We start from the raw sequence: 13,385 nt of genomic DNA, 5'->3' as shown, positions 1-13,385 counted from the left end.
TCCCCCGTACGCGACAAGGAGACCGCCCGACCATGCCCGGCCCCAGCGGCACCGGTGCCGTCACGCGCAGCACCCTGCGGCAGCAGATCGCCGACGCGCTCCGCGACGAGGTGCTGGCCGGGCGGCTCCAGCCGGGGCAGGAGTTCACGGTCAAGGAGATCGCCGAGCAGTACGGGGTCTCCGCGACGCCCGTGCGCGAGGCCCTGGTCGACCTGTCCGCGCAGGGGCTCCTCGACGCCGACCACCATCGCGGCTTCCGCGTGCACGAGTACTCGGTCGACGACTTCCGGGGCATGATCGAGGCCCGCAGCCTCGTCACCGACGGGATGTTCCTCGTCCTCGTCGACGACCGCCGGGGCGGCCCGGGCCCCCACGACCCGCGGATCGCCGCCGCCCTCGCCGGGGTCCGCCGACGCGGCGAGGAGGCACAGCGCGCCGCCGCGGCCGGTGACCTGACCATCCTCATCGGCTACGACCTGCGGTACTGGCGCGAACTGGCCGTCCTGTTCGGCAACCCCTACCTCTCCGACTTCCTGCACCGGCTGCGCGTGCAGAGCTGGGTGTGCACGGTGCAGCACCTGCGTCGGCTCAGCGACCTGCGCGGCGCGCTGTGGTCCGGGCACACCGAACTGGTCGACGCCCTCGCCCGCCGCGACGCACCGGGGGCGCGGTCGCTCGTCGAGGCGTACAACGCCCACTCGCTCGCCCTCATCGAGCGGCTCGCCCGGCGATGACCCGGGACGGCCGGGGAGGATGACCAACGTCCCGCGTGTCGTGGTCCGGCGCCAGATGGGTATGGGAACTGCACGCAACACGCACCGACTACGCTTCCTGACCACCGAGCCTGACCATCGTGCCCGACCATCGTGCTTGATCGCCGTGCTGTGTGAGGAGCCCTCTTTTGGCCTGTGACCTGTGGCTGGTACCGCTCGTCGACGTCTTGTGCCACACCCCGGACAACCCCTTCGCCGAGGAACTCGCGCAATACGACAAGGTGCTGGCCGAGGCGGGGCTGCCGCCGGTGCCGGTGTACCAGTACATGCCGGGACTGTCCGGCGAGGTCGCCCCGGTGGCCGGTTTCGACTACGACGCGCTGCACTTCCTGCGCCGGGCGCACCTGCTCCAGGTGTGCGGGCTGCCGGTGACGCCGGTGGACGAACTCGGCGGCGACTACGAGCAGTTGCTGGAGATGTTCGAGGCGACGGCCCAGCAGTCGCACCTGGTCTGGCACTACGACCACGCGGGCGCCTACGTCCCCGTCGACTTCCCGCACCCGCTCTCCAGCGACGAACTCCTCGCGGGTGGCGGCCCGTTGGGCTCCTCGCACACCCTCCTGCGGGAACTGGGGGCCGTCGCCCCGGCCCTGGGCATCGATCCGGCCAACCCCCCGGCGCCCCCGCAGCCGCCGCTCGCCCCGACGGAGCTGGAGGAGCCGGCCGTGCCCGCGCCGTACGACTCCAGCCCCTTCGCCCGCGAGCGCCATGTGTGGCTGGGCCTGCACGCGGCGGCCACGCGGAGCCTGGCGCAGGGGTCGATGATCGTCTTCAGTTGACCCGGTGCCGGTCAGTCGAGTTGGGAGAGTCCCTTCCCCAGGTCCTCGGCGTTCATGATCGGGCAGATGTCGACCTCGGCGTTCATCTTCATGAAGAACGGTTCACCGATCGGGGGCATCTCCGAGCTGTCCTGCATGTCGAAGAACAGCAGGGCCGTCCGCCGACCGCCGACGGTGCCGAAGTAGGCGGCCTCCGGCTTGATGTGGTCGAGGGTCTCCCTCATCACGTCCGCCATCTTGCCGCTGCGGATGAGTTCGTTCGACTTCTCCGTGTCCAGCGTGGCCTTGAGCAGCACGCGCATCGCACTCACCTTCTTCTGCCGACGCGGCGTGTACAGCCTCAGCCTATGCCCGAAATGACGAGATTGTTCAGCTGGTCCGGCTCCGCGATCACATCGATGCCGGTGATGAGACCGTCGTCCGCGAAGGTGAAGCGGAGCACCACGCGCAGCCGGCCGTGCTCGGCCATCGCCAGGCCCACCCGGCCGTCGACCAGGACGACACCGGCGTACCTGGCCCGGCCCATCGAGGCCAGCGCGCCCCTGGCCACCCGCTCCACGCCGGTGACGGCGACGGGCTCGGGCGTCGGAACGACCGCCGCGTCGGCGCGCAGGACGACGTCCGGGTGGAGCAGGGAGACCAGCGCGTCGAAGTCGCCGCCGCGCGTGGCCGCCAGATACGCGTCGACCGCGCGGCGCCTGCGGGGCAGGTCGGCATCGGGCGCGGGTACGCCCCTGACCCGGCGGCGGGCGCGGCTGGCCAGCTGGCGGGTGGCCGCGGACGTCTTGTCGAGCATCGCGGCGATGTCGTCGAAGGGCACGTCGAACATGTCGTGCAGGACGAACGTGAGCCGCTCGGCCGGGCCCAGGGTGTCCAGGACGATCAGCAGCGCGACGCCGACCTCGTCGGCGAGCAGCGCCTCCTCGGCCGGGTCGGCGGCGGGCCCGCCGGACAGCGGGGCGACGGCGGCCGGTCCGCGGTCCGTCCCGTCGTCCAAGGACTCTTCACGGCGCGTGTCCCGGGCGCGGAGCAGGTTGAGGCAGACCCGGGCCACGACCGTGGTGAGCCAGCCGGACGGGTTCTCCACCCCGGAGGTGTCCGCACGGTCGGCGCGCAGCCACGCGTCCTGGAGAGCGTCGTCGGCCTCGCCGAGGGAGCCGAGGATCCGGTAGGCGACCGCCCGCAGCCGGGGGCGGTCCCGCTCGAAGCGCTCCGCCATCGCATCGGATCGTCCAGGCACCGTACGGCTTCCTCCCCCTCTCGGGACCTCGGTCCGGTCCGGCCGAGTCACCCAAGTGAACCACTCCGGTGGACCGCTTCCTCAGCGGATCAGGGAGATCCCCGGTGGCCACAGCACCCCGTCCGCCAACAGCAGGGACGGTCCAAGATGTACGGGGCACACCCGCAGCGGCGCCCGCTGATGCCGGGCGACCTCGAAGCGGGCCGGGTCGCCGCAGTCGACCGGTTCGGTCTCACCGCCGTACGGGCCCCGGCAGGAAGCGGCGCGGTCACGGTCGGTCATGCCCCCGCTCTCACGGTCGGTCATGCCCCGATCCGACACCAGGCTCCGCGCCGACGCCCGGTGAAGGGGGCCGAACGGCTAGCCGAGGACGTCGGCGTCGTCGAGGCCGACGCACTTCCGCTCCTGCGGGATCCACTTCACGGCCGGGTCCAGCGCGGCGAGAACGCCGCCCACCTCCTCGCGCGGACCGGAGTACGTGAGTTCCACGGCCGGTGAGCGGCCGTACGTCCGCAGGACGCTCACGCCGTCGCTCTTGAGCCGCTCCTCGTCCAGGACCCAGTCGACGCCGTCGGCCGTGACGCAGAGGTTGATGTTCGGCGGCAGTTCCTCGGCGCCGCAGCGGAACACCGCCTTCTGGCCGCCCCAGGAGGCGACGCCGTCACCGAGGGCCCAGTCGCGCGAGGCGCCGGGTATGTCGTCCGGGAGGCGGGAGACCACCTTGTCGCACTTGGCGTCGGCGGCGTGCGGGGCGGCGGAGACGCGGTGGCTGTCGACGTAGAGGAGCCCTCCGGCGACGGCCACGACGGCCACGGTCAGCCAGATCCACATCCGGGTGGTGGGCTTCCGCATGTTCCGCTCGCTCCGCGCTGTCCGTTCCGTCCCCTGCTGTCACCGGCCAGCGTATCCGTCCACCGAACGCCGACGGCCGGGGCCCCGGGCGGGGCTCCGGCCGTCGGCGGCGTTCGCCGGCGATTCCAGCGGTCCTACAGGAACGAGTTGATCTCGATCGTCTCGTCCCGGCCCGGACCCACGCCGATCGCGGAGATCGGGGCGCCGGACATCTCCTCCAGCGCCTTGACGTACGCCTGGGCGTTCTTCGGCAGCTCGGAGAAGGACTTCGCCTTGCTGATGTCCTCGCTCCAGCCCGGCAGCATCTCGTAGACCGGCTTCGCGTGGTGGAAGTCGGACTGCGAGTACGGCAGCTCCTCGACGCGCTTGCCGTCGATCTCGTACGCCACGCAGACCGGGATCTGCTCCCAGCCGGTGAGGACGTCGAGCTTGGTGAGGAAGAAGTCGGTGAGGCCGTTGACCCGGGTCGCGTAACGGGCGATCACCGCGTCGAACCAGCCGCAGCGGCGGTCGCGGCCGGTCGTCACACCGCGCTCGCCGCCGATGCGGCGCAGGGCCTCGCCGTCCTCGTCGAACAGCTCGGTCGGGAACGGGCCCGCGCCGACACGGGTCGTGTACGCCTTCAGGATGCCGATGACCCGGCTGATCTTCGTCGGGCCCACGCCGGCGCCGGTGCAGGCGCCGCCCGCGGTCGGGTTCGACGAGGTGACGAAGGGGTACGTGCCGTGGTCGATGTCGAGCAGCGTGCCCTGGCCGCCCTCGAAGAGGACCACCTTGTCGTCGTCGAGGGCCTGGTTCAGGACCAGGACGGTGTCGGCGACGTACGGCGCGAGCTTGTCCGCGTAGCCCAGCAGCTCCTCGACGACCTGGCCCGTGGCGATCGCACGGCGGTTGTAGAGCTTGGTGAGCATCTGGTTCTTGGCGTCGAGCGCCGCCTCGACCTTCTGGGTGAGGATCGACTCGTCGTAGAGGTCCTGGACGCGGATGCCCACACGGTTGATCTTGTCGGCGTAGGTCGGGCCGATGCCGCGCCCGGTGGTGCCGATCTTGCGCTTGCCGAGGAAGCGTTCCGTCACCTTGTCGACGGTCACGTTGTACGGCGTGATGATGTGCGCGTTTCCGCTGATCAGGAGCTTGGACGTGTCGACGCCGCGCTCGTTCAGCCCGCTCAGCTCGGAGAACAGGACCGACGGGTCGACAACGACACCGTTACCGATGACCGGCGTACAGCCGGGAGACAGGATTCCGGAAGGGAGCAGGTGGAGGGCGTACTTCTGATCGCCCACGACTACCGTGTGGCCGGCGTTGTTGCCGCCCTGGTAGCGCACCACATAGTCGACGGAACCACCGAGCAGGTCCGTCGCCTTTCCCTTGCCTTCGTCACCCCACTGAGCACCGAGCAGCACAAGTGCGGGCACGCGCGTACACCCCTTCCGGGCGGGGCATGTCCATGGTCGAGGGCGTACGCGGTGGGTTTCCGCCACGTACACCGCGACCGTCGTTGGCCGCCAACCGTCGGACCGGATGCCCCGGAATAGACGAAGCCCCTGGCGCAATAGCGCAAGGGGCTCTTGCACAAAGATGCTACCCGAGGAAGCGAGGCATGGCCGAGGTGGCGACTTCCGCGAGATCTTCCGCGACGCCCGATCAGCTTCTGGTGGTCATCGATCCGGTCGCCCGGCGAGCGGACGGCGAGTCCGTCCGGATCGCGAAAGACGTGCTCAGCGCGGGTGCGGCGAGCACGAAGGTGTGTCTGCCGGACGGTCCGGAGGAATTCGCCCGGGCGCTGCGGCGAAGGGGATCACGGCGGCCCGTCGTGGTCGGCGACGACCGCGCGCTGCTGCGGGCCGTCGGCCTGCTGCACCGGCAGCGGGAGCTGGCGGGCTGCTCGCTGTCGGTGGTGCCGGTGGGACCGGTACTGGGCCTCACCCGGGCGCTCGGGCTGCCGTCGGGCGCGGTGGCGGCGGCGCGGGCGGTGCTGGACGGGACGGAACGCCGCCTCGACCTGCTCGTCGACGACAGTGACGGGGTGGTGCTGGGGGCGGTGGGGATTCCGCCGGTCGCCGCCCCCGAGGGCACGGACGTGGGGCCGGAGGCGCCGGCCCGTCCCTGGCTGCGGACCTGCCAGTCCCTCGTACGGACGCTGGCGTCCTCGCGGCCGGCCCGGGTCACGGCGGCGCTGGGGGCGGCCGGTCCGGCGCGGCTGCGGGTGGAGGTCGACGGGGTGACGCTGGTGGACCTGGACCAGCCGGTCGAGGGGGTCTCGGTGACGCCGGGCGCCGGCGGAGTGGCCGTGGTGGAGGTGCGGCCGCTGTCGGTGGGCGCGCAGGCGTCGCCGCTGACGGCGAGCGGACGGACGGTGACCGTGTCGGGGGCGCACTTCAGGTACCGGGCCGACGCGGTGGTGTCGGGGCCGGTGGGGACGCGGACGTGGACGGTGCGGGAGGGGGCGTGGGGGCTGACGCTGCCGGCGCGGTGAACGGCGTGCGGTCGGCCGGGCCCGGTGGCTATGCTCCCGGCCGGATCCGACCAGGGGGCGGGCATGAGCCAGTACTTCGACGTGGGCGACGAGACGCTGTGGAATCCGTCCAGCGGGGCGGCGCGGCTGTTCCTGCGGACGCTGCGCGTCTACGAGGAGGAGGTGGGGCTCGCGTCGGGGTTCGGGGCGATGGAGAACGACGAGTGCCAGGTCGACCCGGCCGCCCTGGAGGCCTTCGTCAACGCTCTGCTCGTGTGGCACGACCGGCGGTCGCACCATGTGATCGACGCCCTGTCCTGGGGCTTCACGGCGACTGTGCTGGCGCTGGCCCGCCGGGCCGGGGCCGAGGTGCGGTGGCCCGCGCGCGCTGAGCGGGGGTGGGGGGTCGGGGTGCGCGAATGGGCCGACGAACTGGACGGGCACCTGGTGCGCTGAGCGTCGGCGCCCTCGCGTCAGCGGTGGCGGTGCCCTCGCGTCAGCGGTGCCCGAAGGTCTCCTCCCGGTGCACGCGCCAGCGCTCCATCATGGCGGCGATCTCCCCGTCGACGAACTCGAAGAACGCCAGGGTCTCGGCCATGCGGCGCCCCGCCGGGGACTCGGCGCCGAGGCTGGCGACGCCCTCGCGCAGCGCGCTCTCCCAGCGCTTGAGGACGGCCTCGCGGTTGGTGAGCGCCTCGTACCACTGATTGCTGTGCACCCGGTACCGCTCCCGGCGCGAGCCGGGTTCGCGCTCGCGCGAGACCATGTGCTGTTGCGAGAGGTAGCGCACGGCACCTGAGACGGCGGCCGGGCTGACCTGGAGCCGTTCACCGAGTTCCCCGGAGGTCAGCGACCCCGAGTCGGAGGCCAGCAGCGCGGCGAAGACCCGGGCCGGCATCCGCTGCATCCCGGCCTCGACGAGCTGGGCGGCGAAGCCCTCCACGAACTTCGACACCGCCTCGGGGTCACGATCCCGTTCGGCCGGTTCCGGTTCTTCCCTCATCGTTCGATCATCCCTCACATCCTGACGGTTTCTTAACTTCACAATTTTCTGAAGATAGCGTACTTTCGGAATCATGACGAAGGCAATCAGCGTCTCGGGCCTCCACAAGTCGTTCGGCCGGACGCACGCGCTGGACGGGCTCGACCTGGAGGTCGAGGCCGGCGAGGTCCACGGCTTCCTCGGCCCCAACGGCGCCGGCAAGTCCACCACCATCCGCGTCCTGCTCGGCCTGCTGCGCGCCGACTCGGGCGCCGCGCAGGTGCTCGGCCGTGATCCGTGGGCGGACGCGGTGGAGGCGCACCGCCGGATCGCGTACGTCCCCGGCGACGTGACGCTGTGGCGCAACCTCTCCGGCGGCGAGGTCATCGACCTCTACGGCCGGCTGCGCGGCGGGCTGGACACGAGGCGGCGCGCGGAACTGGTCGAGCGGTTCGAACTGGACCCGACCAAGAAGGGCCGCACGTACTCCAAGGGCAACCGGCAGAAGGTGGCCCTGGTGGCCGCCTTCGCCTCGGACGTCGACCTGCTGATCCTCGACGAGCCGACCTCCGGACTGGACCCGCTGATGGAGGAGGTCTTCCAGAGGTGCGTGGCCGAGGAGCGCGAGCGCGGCCGGACGATCCTGCTCTCCTCCCACATCCTCAGCGAGGTCGAGGAGCTGTGCGACCGGGTCAGCATCATCCGCAAGGGGCGGACCGTCGAGAGCGGCTCGCTCGCCGACCTGCGCCATCTGACGCGGACCAGCGTGAGCGCCGAACTCGCGGGCGTCCCGGGCGGGCTGGCGGGGCTGCCGGGCGTGCACGACCTCGACGTCCAGGGCCACCGGGTCCGGCTCCAGGTCGACACCGACAAGCTGGACGCCGTACTGCGCTGCCTGAGCGAGACGGGCGTGCGGTCGCTGACGTCGACGCCGCCGACGCTGGAGGAGCTGTTCATGCGGCACTACCAGGCCGAGGCCGCCGAGGCGGTGGCGTCGCGATGACCGCCACGGCCACCACCACGGCTCTCGCGGTACGGTCCGGCGGCGCGCGCCAACTCGCCGGTACCGGCACGCTGCTGCGCTTCGCCCTGCGCCGCGACCGGGTGATGATCCCGGTCTGGGTGGCGGTGAACGCGCTCATGGTGCTCTCCATGCCCGGCACCATCAAGGGCCTGTACGCCACCGCCGCCGAACGCGCCGACCTGGTGCGGCAGATGGAGACCAACTCCTCGCTGCGCGCGATGGTCGGCCCGGTCTTCGACGACAGCCTCGGCGCGCTCACGGCCTGGCGCGTCGGTGCGTACGCCGCCGCGCTCGCCGCAGTGATGAGCCTGTTGATCGTCGTACGGCACACCCGCGACGAGGAGGAGAGCGGGCGGCAGGAAGTGGTCGCCTCCGGGATGGTCGGCCGCCGGGCCCCGCTGACCGCCGCCCTGCTCACGGCGGCGGTCGCGAACGGCGTCCTGGCGCTGCTGGTCGTCGCCGGGCTGGCCGGGCAGGGGACGGCGGGCGCGCTGGCCCTCGGGCTCGGGATCGCGGGCGTCGGGATGCTCTTCGCCACGATGGCGGCGATCGTCGCCCAGCTGACGGAGAGCGCGCGGCTGGCCCGGGGACTGACGGCGGCGGTGCTGGGCGGCGCCTTCGTGCTGCGCGCGGCGGGCGACTCGGCGACCGTCGACGGCTCGTCCGTACTGACGTGGCTGTCGCCGCTCGGCTGGCTGGAGAACCTGCGCGCCTTCGCGGCCGAGCGGTGGTGGGTGCTGCTGCTGATCGCCGGCGCGGCGGTGGTGCAGGGCGCGGTGGCCTACGAGCTGGCCGGTCGCCGGGACCTCGGCATGAGCTTCCTGCCGACCCGGCCGGGACCGGCCGCCGGGCGCCTGCGTACGGCCGGTGCGCTGGCCTGGCGGTTGCAGCGGGGCAGCGTGCTCGGCTGGAGCATCGGCTTCTTCCTCGCCGGGGTCGTCTACGGCGGGATGACCGAGGGGGCGGCCGATCTGGTCGGGGACAACGAGCAGGCCCGCGAGATCATCGAGCGGATGGGCGGGCAGGCCGGGCTGACCGACGCGTTCGTGTCGGCGATGGTCGGGATGCTCGGGCTGATCGCCGCGCTGTACGTCGTCGCGTCGGTGCTGCGGCTGAACGGCGAGGAGACCTCCGGACGGGCGGAGCCGGTGCTCGCGGGCGCGGTGGGACGGCTGCGGTGGGCCGCGGGGCACCTGGTGATCGCCTTCGGCGGCGCGGCGCTCATCATGCTGCTCGCCGGGGCCGGTTTCGCGGCCGGGTACGGCCAGGACGCCGGGGCGATCCTGGGCGCGTGTCTGGTGCAGTTGCCGGCGGTGTGGGTGATCGGCGGGGTGGCGGTACTGCTGCACGGGGTGCTGCCCCGGGGCGCGGTGGCCGCGTGGGCAGTCGCCGGTGCGGTGCTGCTGCTCGGGTGGGTCGGGCCGGCGCTGGATGTGCCGCAGCGGGTGCTGGACGTGTCACCGTTCGGGCATCTGCCGAAGCTGCCGGGCGGGGAGATGAGCTGGGCGCCGGTGCTGGTGCTCACATCGATCGCGGTGGTGCTGGTGGGGGTGGGACTGGCCGGGCTGCGGCGGCGGGACATGATGACGTGAGCCAGGGGGTGTCGTTTGGATCAGGCCGGAACCCCGGGAGGCGGCGGGGGCGTCACCTCGGGTATGAGTCGGGACGCGGTGACGTGTGGTGGCTGTGGGGTTTCGGCGGTGGGGGCCGTGGGGGCCGTGTCCGTCTGGGGGACGTCGGACCGTACCCAGCGGCACCTCGGCAACAAGTTCGAGAACAACGGCATGGACCTCGGCGTCCTCTACACCGAACTGCCCTTCGTCCTCCTCGCCGGAGCCGTCGTACCCGCCGTGGTCTGGGCGCTGGGCGCCTGGCTGCTGGGCCGGCGCCGGCGTTCAGACCTCCACTCGTAGCTCCGTCAGCCCCCTCATCACGAAGTTCGGCTTCCGTTCCGGTTCCGTCGCCAGGCGCAGCTCCGGGGCCCGCTCCAGCAGGGACGTCATGGACGCCGCCAGTTCGATGCGGGCCAGTGGGGCGCCGATGCAGTAGTGGATACCGGCGCTGAAGGAGATGTGGGGGTTGTCCCGACGGGTGAGGTCGAGGCGGTCCGGGGCGGTGAAGACCGCCGGGTCGTGGTTGGCCGAGCCGAACAGCATCGCCACCTCCGCGCCGCGCGGGACGGTCGTCCCGTCGATCTCGATCTCGTCCAGTACCCAGCGTTCGAAGAGCTGGAGCGGGGTGTCGTAGCGCATCAGCTCCTCCACGGCGGACGGGACGAGGGAGTGGTCGGCGCGCAGGGCCGCCAACTGGTCCGGATTGCGGAACAGGGCCAGCCAGCCGTTGGTCGTGGCGTTCACCGTGGCCTCGTGGCCCGCGTTCAGGAGCAGGACGCAGGTCGAGATCATCTCCTGCTCGGTGAGCCGGTCGTCGTCCTCGTCGTGGGCCGCGATCAGACCCGAGATCAGGTCGTCGCCCGGTTCCTTGCGGCGAGCCGCGATCAGTCCGCGCAGGTACTCGGAGAACTCGACCGACGCGCGGACCGCCTTCGCCGCCGTCTCCTCGGACGGGTTCAGCTCGTACATCCCGCAGATCTCCGCCGACCAGGGCCGCAGCGGGGCACGGTCGGACTCCGGGATGCCCAGCATCTCGGCGATCACGGCGACCGGGAGCGGCTCGGCCACGTCCCGCAGCAGGTCGCCGCCGCCGGCCGCCACCAGCCGGGCCACCAGGTCGTCCGCCAGCCCGTGCACGTACGGCCTCAGCTGCTCCACCGTGCGCGGCGTGAACGCCTTCGACACCAGACGCCGGATACGGGTGTGGTCCGGCGGCTCCAGGTCCAGCATCCCGTGGTCGTTGAGCGTGTGGAAGGGCTCCTGCTCCGGCGGGGGCGCGGTACGGCCGAAGTCCTCGTGCGTGAAACGGTGCTGGTAGGTCCGGCCCAGCCGACGGTCGCGCAGCAGCGCCGAGACGTCCGCGTGGTGCGGCACCAGCCACTGGTCGCTCGGCTCGTAGTAGAGCACCCGCCCCCGGGCCCGCAGCTCGGCGAAGGCGGGGTACGGGTCGGCGACGAACGCCGGGTCCCAGGGGTCGAAGGCGAGGTCGGATTCAGCCGTCATGGACGGACGCTAACGGGTGGTGCCGACCGGGGGCCAGAGGTCCGGGCACTCTCTCAGCCAGGCGTCACCAGGCGGGCCTCGTAGGCGAAGACCGCCGCCTGGGTGCGGTCTCTGAGGCCCAGCTTCACCAGGATGCGGCTGACGTGCGTCTTGATCGTCGACTCGGCTACCACCAGGCGCTCGGCGATCTCCGAGTTGGACAGGCCCTGTGCGATCAGGACCAGCACCTCCGTCTCCCGCTCGGTCAGGTCGCCGTACGCCGCCTGGGCCGAGGACATCAGGCGCGGGGCGTCGGACAGCTTGGAGAACTCGGTGATCAGGCGCTTGGTGACGGAGGGGGCGAGGAGGGCCTCGCCGGCGGCCACCACCCGGACCCCGTCGGCGAGTTGGCGCGCCGAGGCGTCCTTGAGGAGGAAGCCGGAAGCGCCCGCGCGCAGTGCCTGGTACACGTACTCGTCGAGGTCGAAGGTGGTGAGGACCAGCACCTTCGACGTGCCGTCCGCCGCGGCGATCTCCCTCGTCGCCTCGATGCCGTTCAGCTCGGGCATGCGGATGTCCATCAGGACGACGTCCGGGGCCAGTTCGCGGACCTTCGCCACGGCATCCCGGCCGTTGACCGCCTCACCGGCGACCTCGATGTCCGGCATCGCGTTCAACAGGACGGAGAAGCCCTCGCGCACCATCATCTGGTCGTCGGCGATCAGTACCCGGATCGTGCGGTCGCTCATGCTTCACCTTCGGTCGGTGCCGTGACCGGCAGGAACACCGCCACCTCGTAACCCCCGTCGTCGGTGGGGCCGGCCGTCATCTCGCCGTTCAGCATCGAGACGCGCTCGCGCATGCCGGTGACGCCGTGCCCGGCGCCGGGCGAGGGCTTCACGAGGGTCAGTTCCGGGATCGGGCCATTGACGATGCGCAGGCCCAGCCCGCCCAGGACGTAGGAGACCTCCACGCGGGCGGTCGCGCCGGGTGCGTGCCGCAGGGTGTTGCTCAGCGCCTCCTGCACGATCCGGTACGCCGACAGCTCCACACCGGGCGGCAGCTCACGCACCGCTCCGGTCACCGCCTTCTCCACGCTCAGGCCGGCGTCCCGCACGTTGGCGAGCAGGGCGTCCAGGTCGGCGAGCGTGGGCTGCGGGGCGTCCGGGGCCTCGTAGTCCTCGGCGCGGACGACGCCCAGGACGCGGCGCAGCTCGGTGAGGGCGGCCACCGCGTTCTCCCGGATGGTGGCGAAGGCGCGCTCCAGCTCCGGGGGCGGATTCTCCACCCGGTAGGGGGCCGCCTCCGCCTGGATCGCGACGACCGACATGTGGTGGGCCACCACGTCGTGCAGCTCGCGGGCGATGGTGGTGCGCTCCTCCAGCAGGGTCCGCCGGGACCGCTCGTGCGCGGTGACCGTCTGCTGGGCGGTGACCTCCTGCTGAGCCTCCCGGCGGACGTGCCGGACGGCGACCACCAGGAGGGCGAGGGCGGAGAGGAACAGCATCGGCGCGGAGGTGTTGTACTCCCCGTCGCCGAACAGCGTCTCCACGAGCAGGGCGTAGGCGGCGGTCAGGGTCCACATCCAGGCGGCCGTGCGGGGCCGGGTGCGTATGGCCACGATCACCAGCACCGTCAGATGGCAGATGAACGGACCGGGCGGCCAAGGCCATTCGCCCAATTCGCCGAGAAGCACCGCGACCACCGGGGTCGCCGCCATCGACATCCAGAAGGCGCCGACCGGCCGGACCAGCGTGGCCAGCACCGGGATCGCGCACACCAGTCCGCTCAGCAGGGCCGCCGGCCCTCCCAGGGCACCGCCGGCCACGGAACCGCCGAACAGGGCGATCAGCGCGGCGGCCACCACCACCGCGTGCGGCAAGCGGGTGGCGTACGACCGCATGCGGTCGGGGAGCCGGCGGGTCAGCGGACCCTTCGTCGCCATGAGCGGCAGCGGGCGGTACGCGAAGGCGTCGTGGAACAGGTCCTGGCGCAGGCCCTGCAGTGCGTCCATGGCCAGCCGGAACTCGGGGCTGCGCGGCGCGTCACCCTCACCGGAGGGGGTGGTCCGCATCTGGGTCGTCTCGGTCACGTTCGCAACGGTAGGCGCTGCCGGGTGCACCGTCGTCACCAGTGAGAGGGGTCCTTCGGTATCCGTCTCAGGTACTACGGGGGCCACGGG

At 72.0% G+C, this 13,385-nt stretch carries 16 protein-coding genes; 7 read left to right on the top strand and 9 right to left on the bottom strand.

The annotated features are described in order from the left end of the window. The first annotated feature begins 32 nt into the window (after nucleotides 1-32). On the top strand, nucleotides 33-734 hold the full coding sequence (locus ACFW48_RS15535) for a GntR family transcriptional regulator (protein WP_386314752.1): 702 nt from the start codon (nucleotides 33-35) through the stop codon (nucleotides 732-734). A gap of 167 nt (nucleotides 735-901) precedes the next feature. Next, nucleotides 902-1,552, top strand: coding sequence for a hypothetical protein (locus tag ACFW48_RS15530; protein WP_386314749.1), 651 nt, complete (start codon nucleotides 902-904; stop codon nucleotides 1,550-1,552). Between the two features lie 11 nt (nucleotides 1,553-1,563). Here the strand turns inward: ACFW48_RS15530 and ACFW48_RS15525 are convergent, their stop codons facing one another. From ACFW48_RS15525 to ACFW48_RS15505, 5 genes are all read right to left on the bottom strand, one after another. Beyond that, on the bottom strand, nucleotides 1,564-1,854 hold the full coding sequence (locus ACFW48_RS15525; RefSeq protein WP_386314746.1) for a hypothetical protein: 291 nt from the start codon (nucleotides 1,852-1,854) through the stop codon (nucleotides 1,564-1,566). Nucleotides 1,855-1,892: 38 nt separating this feature from the next. After that, nucleotides 1,893-2,792, bottom strand: coding sequence for a sigma-70 family RNA polymerase sigma factor (locus ACFW48_RS15520; protein WP_386314744.1), 900 nt, complete (start codon nucleotides 2,790-2,792; stop codon nucleotides 1,893-1,895). A gap of 81 nt (nucleotides 2,793-2,873) precedes the next feature. Beyond that, nucleotides 2,874-3,098: a hypothetical protein gene (locus ACFW48_RS15515; protein WP_386314741.1), complete on the bottom strand. Its 225-nt coding sequence runs from the start codon at nucleotides 3,096-3,098 to the stop codon at nucleotides 2,874-2,876. Nucleotides 3,099-3,152: 54 nt separating this feature from the next. Then, a complete protein-coding gene (locus ACFW48_RS15510; protein ID WP_386314738.1) occupies nucleotides 3,153-3,644 on the bottom strand; it encodes a DUF3515 family protein in 492 nt (163 codons plus the stop codon). Nucleotides 3,645-3,778: 134 nt separating this feature from the next. Then, nucleotides 3,779-5,062 carry an adenylosuccinate synthase gene (locus tag ACFW48_RS15505; RefSeq protein ID WP_210963171.1) on the bottom strand — a complete coding sequence of 428 codons (1,284 nt, stop codon included), beginning with the start codon at nucleotides 5,060-5,062 and terminating at the stop codon, nucleotides 3,779-3,781. Between the two features lie 185 nt (nucleotides 5,063-5,247). Here ACFW48_RS15505 and ACFW48_RS15500 point away from each other — a divergent pair, with 185 nt between their 5' ends. Further along, complete coding sequence (locus tag ACFW48_RS15500; RefSeq protein ID WP_386314735.1) at nucleotides 5,248-6,123, top strand: diacylglycerol kinase; 876 nt, start codon at nucleotides 5,248-5,250, stop codon at nucleotides 6,121-6,123. 63 nt (nucleotides 6,124-6,186) lie between these two features. Continuing rightward, on the top strand, nucleotides 6,187-6,558 hold the full coding sequence (locus tag ACFW48_RS15495; RefSeq protein WP_386314733.1) for a DUF6086 family protein: 372 nt from the start codon (nucleotides 6,187-6,189) through the stop codon (nucleotides 6,556-6,558). 40 nt (nucleotides 6,559-6,598) lie between these two features. On the opposite strand, the gene ACFW48_RS15490 is transcribed toward ACFW48_RS15495, so the two are convergent. After that, a complete protein-coding gene (locus tag ACFW48_RS15490; protein WP_386314730.1) occupies nucleotides 6,599-7,105 on the bottom strand; it encodes a GbsR/MarR family transcriptional regulator in 507 nt (168 codons plus the stop codon). A 73-nt stretch (nucleotides 7,106-7,178) separates the two neighbouring features. Here ACFW48_RS15490 and ACFW48_RS15485 point away from each other — a divergent pair, with 73 nt between their 5' ends. The 3 genes from ACFW48_RS15485 (at nucleotide 7,179) to ACFW48_RS15475 (ending at nucleotide 10,021) form a co-directional block, all read left to right on the top strand. After that, nucleotides 7,179-8,087 (top strand): ATP-binding cassette domain-containing protein, encoded by a 909-nt coding sequence (locus ACFW48_RS15485; protein WP_386314728.1) that lies wholly within the window; start codon nucleotides 7,179-7,181, stop codon nucleotides 8,085-8,087. After that, complete coding sequence (locus ACFW48_RS15480) at nucleotides 8,084-9,700, top strand: ABC transporter permease (RefSeq protein WP_386314725.1); 1,617 nt, start codon at nucleotides 8,084-8,086, stop codon at nucleotides 9,698-9,700. Before ACFW48_RS15485 ends, ACFW48_RS15480 begins: the two co-directional genes overlap by 4 nt. A gap of 117 nt (nucleotides 9,701-9,817) precedes the next feature. Beyond that, the gene (locus ACFW48_RS15475) at nucleotides 9,818-10,021 is read left to right on the top strand and encodes a hypothetical protein (protein WP_386314722.1); all 204 of its coding nucleotides are present in this window, start codon (nucleotides 9,818-9,820) and stop codon (nucleotides 10,019-10,021) included. Here the strand turns inward: ACFW48_RS15475 and ACFW48_RS15470 are convergent. Genes ACFW48_RS15470 through ACFW48_RS15460 form a run of 3 tightly spaced genes read right to left on the bottom strand, consistent with a single transcriptional unit; the run spans nucleotide 10,004 to nucleotide 13,382 of the window. Then, entirely contained in the window at nucleotides 10,004-11,224 is a 1,221-nt protein-coding gene (locus ACFW48_RS15470; RefSeq protein WP_386314719.1) for a cytochrome P450, read from the bottom strand. The genes ACFW48_RS15475 and ACFW48_RS15470 overlap by 18 nt on opposite strands. Nucleotides 11,225-11,277: 53 nt before the next feature. Beyond that, the gene (locus ACFW48_RS15465) at nucleotides 11,278-11,952 is read right to left on the bottom strand and encodes a response regulator (protein ID WP_386314717.1); all 675 of its coding nucleotides are present in this window, start codon (nucleotides 11,950-11,952) and stop codon (nucleotides 11,278-11,280) included. Next, on the bottom strand, nucleotides 11,949-13,382 hold the full coding sequence (locus tag ACFW48_RS15460) for a sensor histidine kinase (RefSeq protein ID WP_386314714.1): 1,434 nt from the start codon (nucleotides 13,380-13,382) through the stop codon (nucleotides 11,949-11,951). The genes ACFW48_RS15465 and ACFW48_RS15460 overlap by 4 nt, the downstream gene beginning before the upstream one ends. Nucleotides 13,383-13,385 lie beyond the last annotated feature (3 nt).

The organism is Streptomyces sp. NPDC058812 (assembly GCF_042744565.1).
Lineage (GTDB): Bacteria > Actinomycetota > Actinomycetes > Streptomycetales > Streptomycetaceae > Streptomyces > Streptomyces thinghirensis.
Note: the sequence above shows the minus strand (reverse complement) of the source record. Positions and strands in the feature narration are given on the sequence as shown.

Excerpts from the sequence above, each read along its gene's own strand:
- ACFW48_RS15490 (WP_386314730.1), bottom strand. The coding sequence starts at position 7,105 with ATGAGGGAAGAACCGGAACCGGCCGAACGGGATCGTGACCCCGAGGCG.
- ACFW48_RS15465 (WP_386314717.1), bottom strand. The coding sequence starts at position 11,952 with ATGAGCGACCGCACGATCCGGGTACTGATCGCCGACGACCAGATGATG.
- ACFW48_RS15495 (WP_386314733.1), top strand. The coding sequence starts at position 6,187 with ATGAGCCAGTACTTCGACGTGGGCGACGAGACGCTGTGGAATCCGTCC.
- ACFW48_RS15500 (WP_386314735.1), top strand. The coding sequence starts at position 5,248 with ATGGCCGAGGTGGCGACTTCCGCGAGATCTTCCGCGACGCCCGATCAG.
- ACFW48_RS15485 (WP_386314728.1), top strand. The coding sequence starts at position 7,179 with ATGACGAAGGCAATCAGCGTCTCGGGCCTCCACAAGTCGTTCGGCCGG.
- ACFW48_RS15470 (WP_386314719.1), bottom strand. The coding sequence starts at position 11,224 with ATGACGGCTGAATCCGACCTCGCCTTCGACCCCTGGGACCCGGCGTTC.
- ACFW48_RS15525 (WP_386314746.1), bottom strand. The coding sequence starts at position 1,854 with ATGCGCGTGCTGCTCAAGGCCACGCTGGACACGGAGAAGTCGAACGAA.
- ACFW48_RS15515 (WP_386314741.1), bottom strand. The coding sequence starts at position 3,098 with ATGACCGACCGTGAGAGCGGGGGCATGACCGACCGTGACCGCGCCGCT.
- ACFW48_RS15535 (WP_386314752.1), top strand. The coding sequence starts at position 33 with ATGCCCGGCCCCAGCGGCACCGGTGCCGTCACGCGCAGCACCCTGCGG.
- ACFW48_RS15510 (WP_386314738.1), bottom strand. The coding sequence starts at position 3,644 with ATGCGGAAGCCCACCACCCGGATGTGGATCTGGCTGACCGTGGCCGTC.
- ACFW48_RS15480 (WP_386314725.1), top strand. The coding sequence starts at position 8,084 with ATGACCGCCACGGCCACCACCACGGCTCTCGCGGTACGGTCCGGCGGC.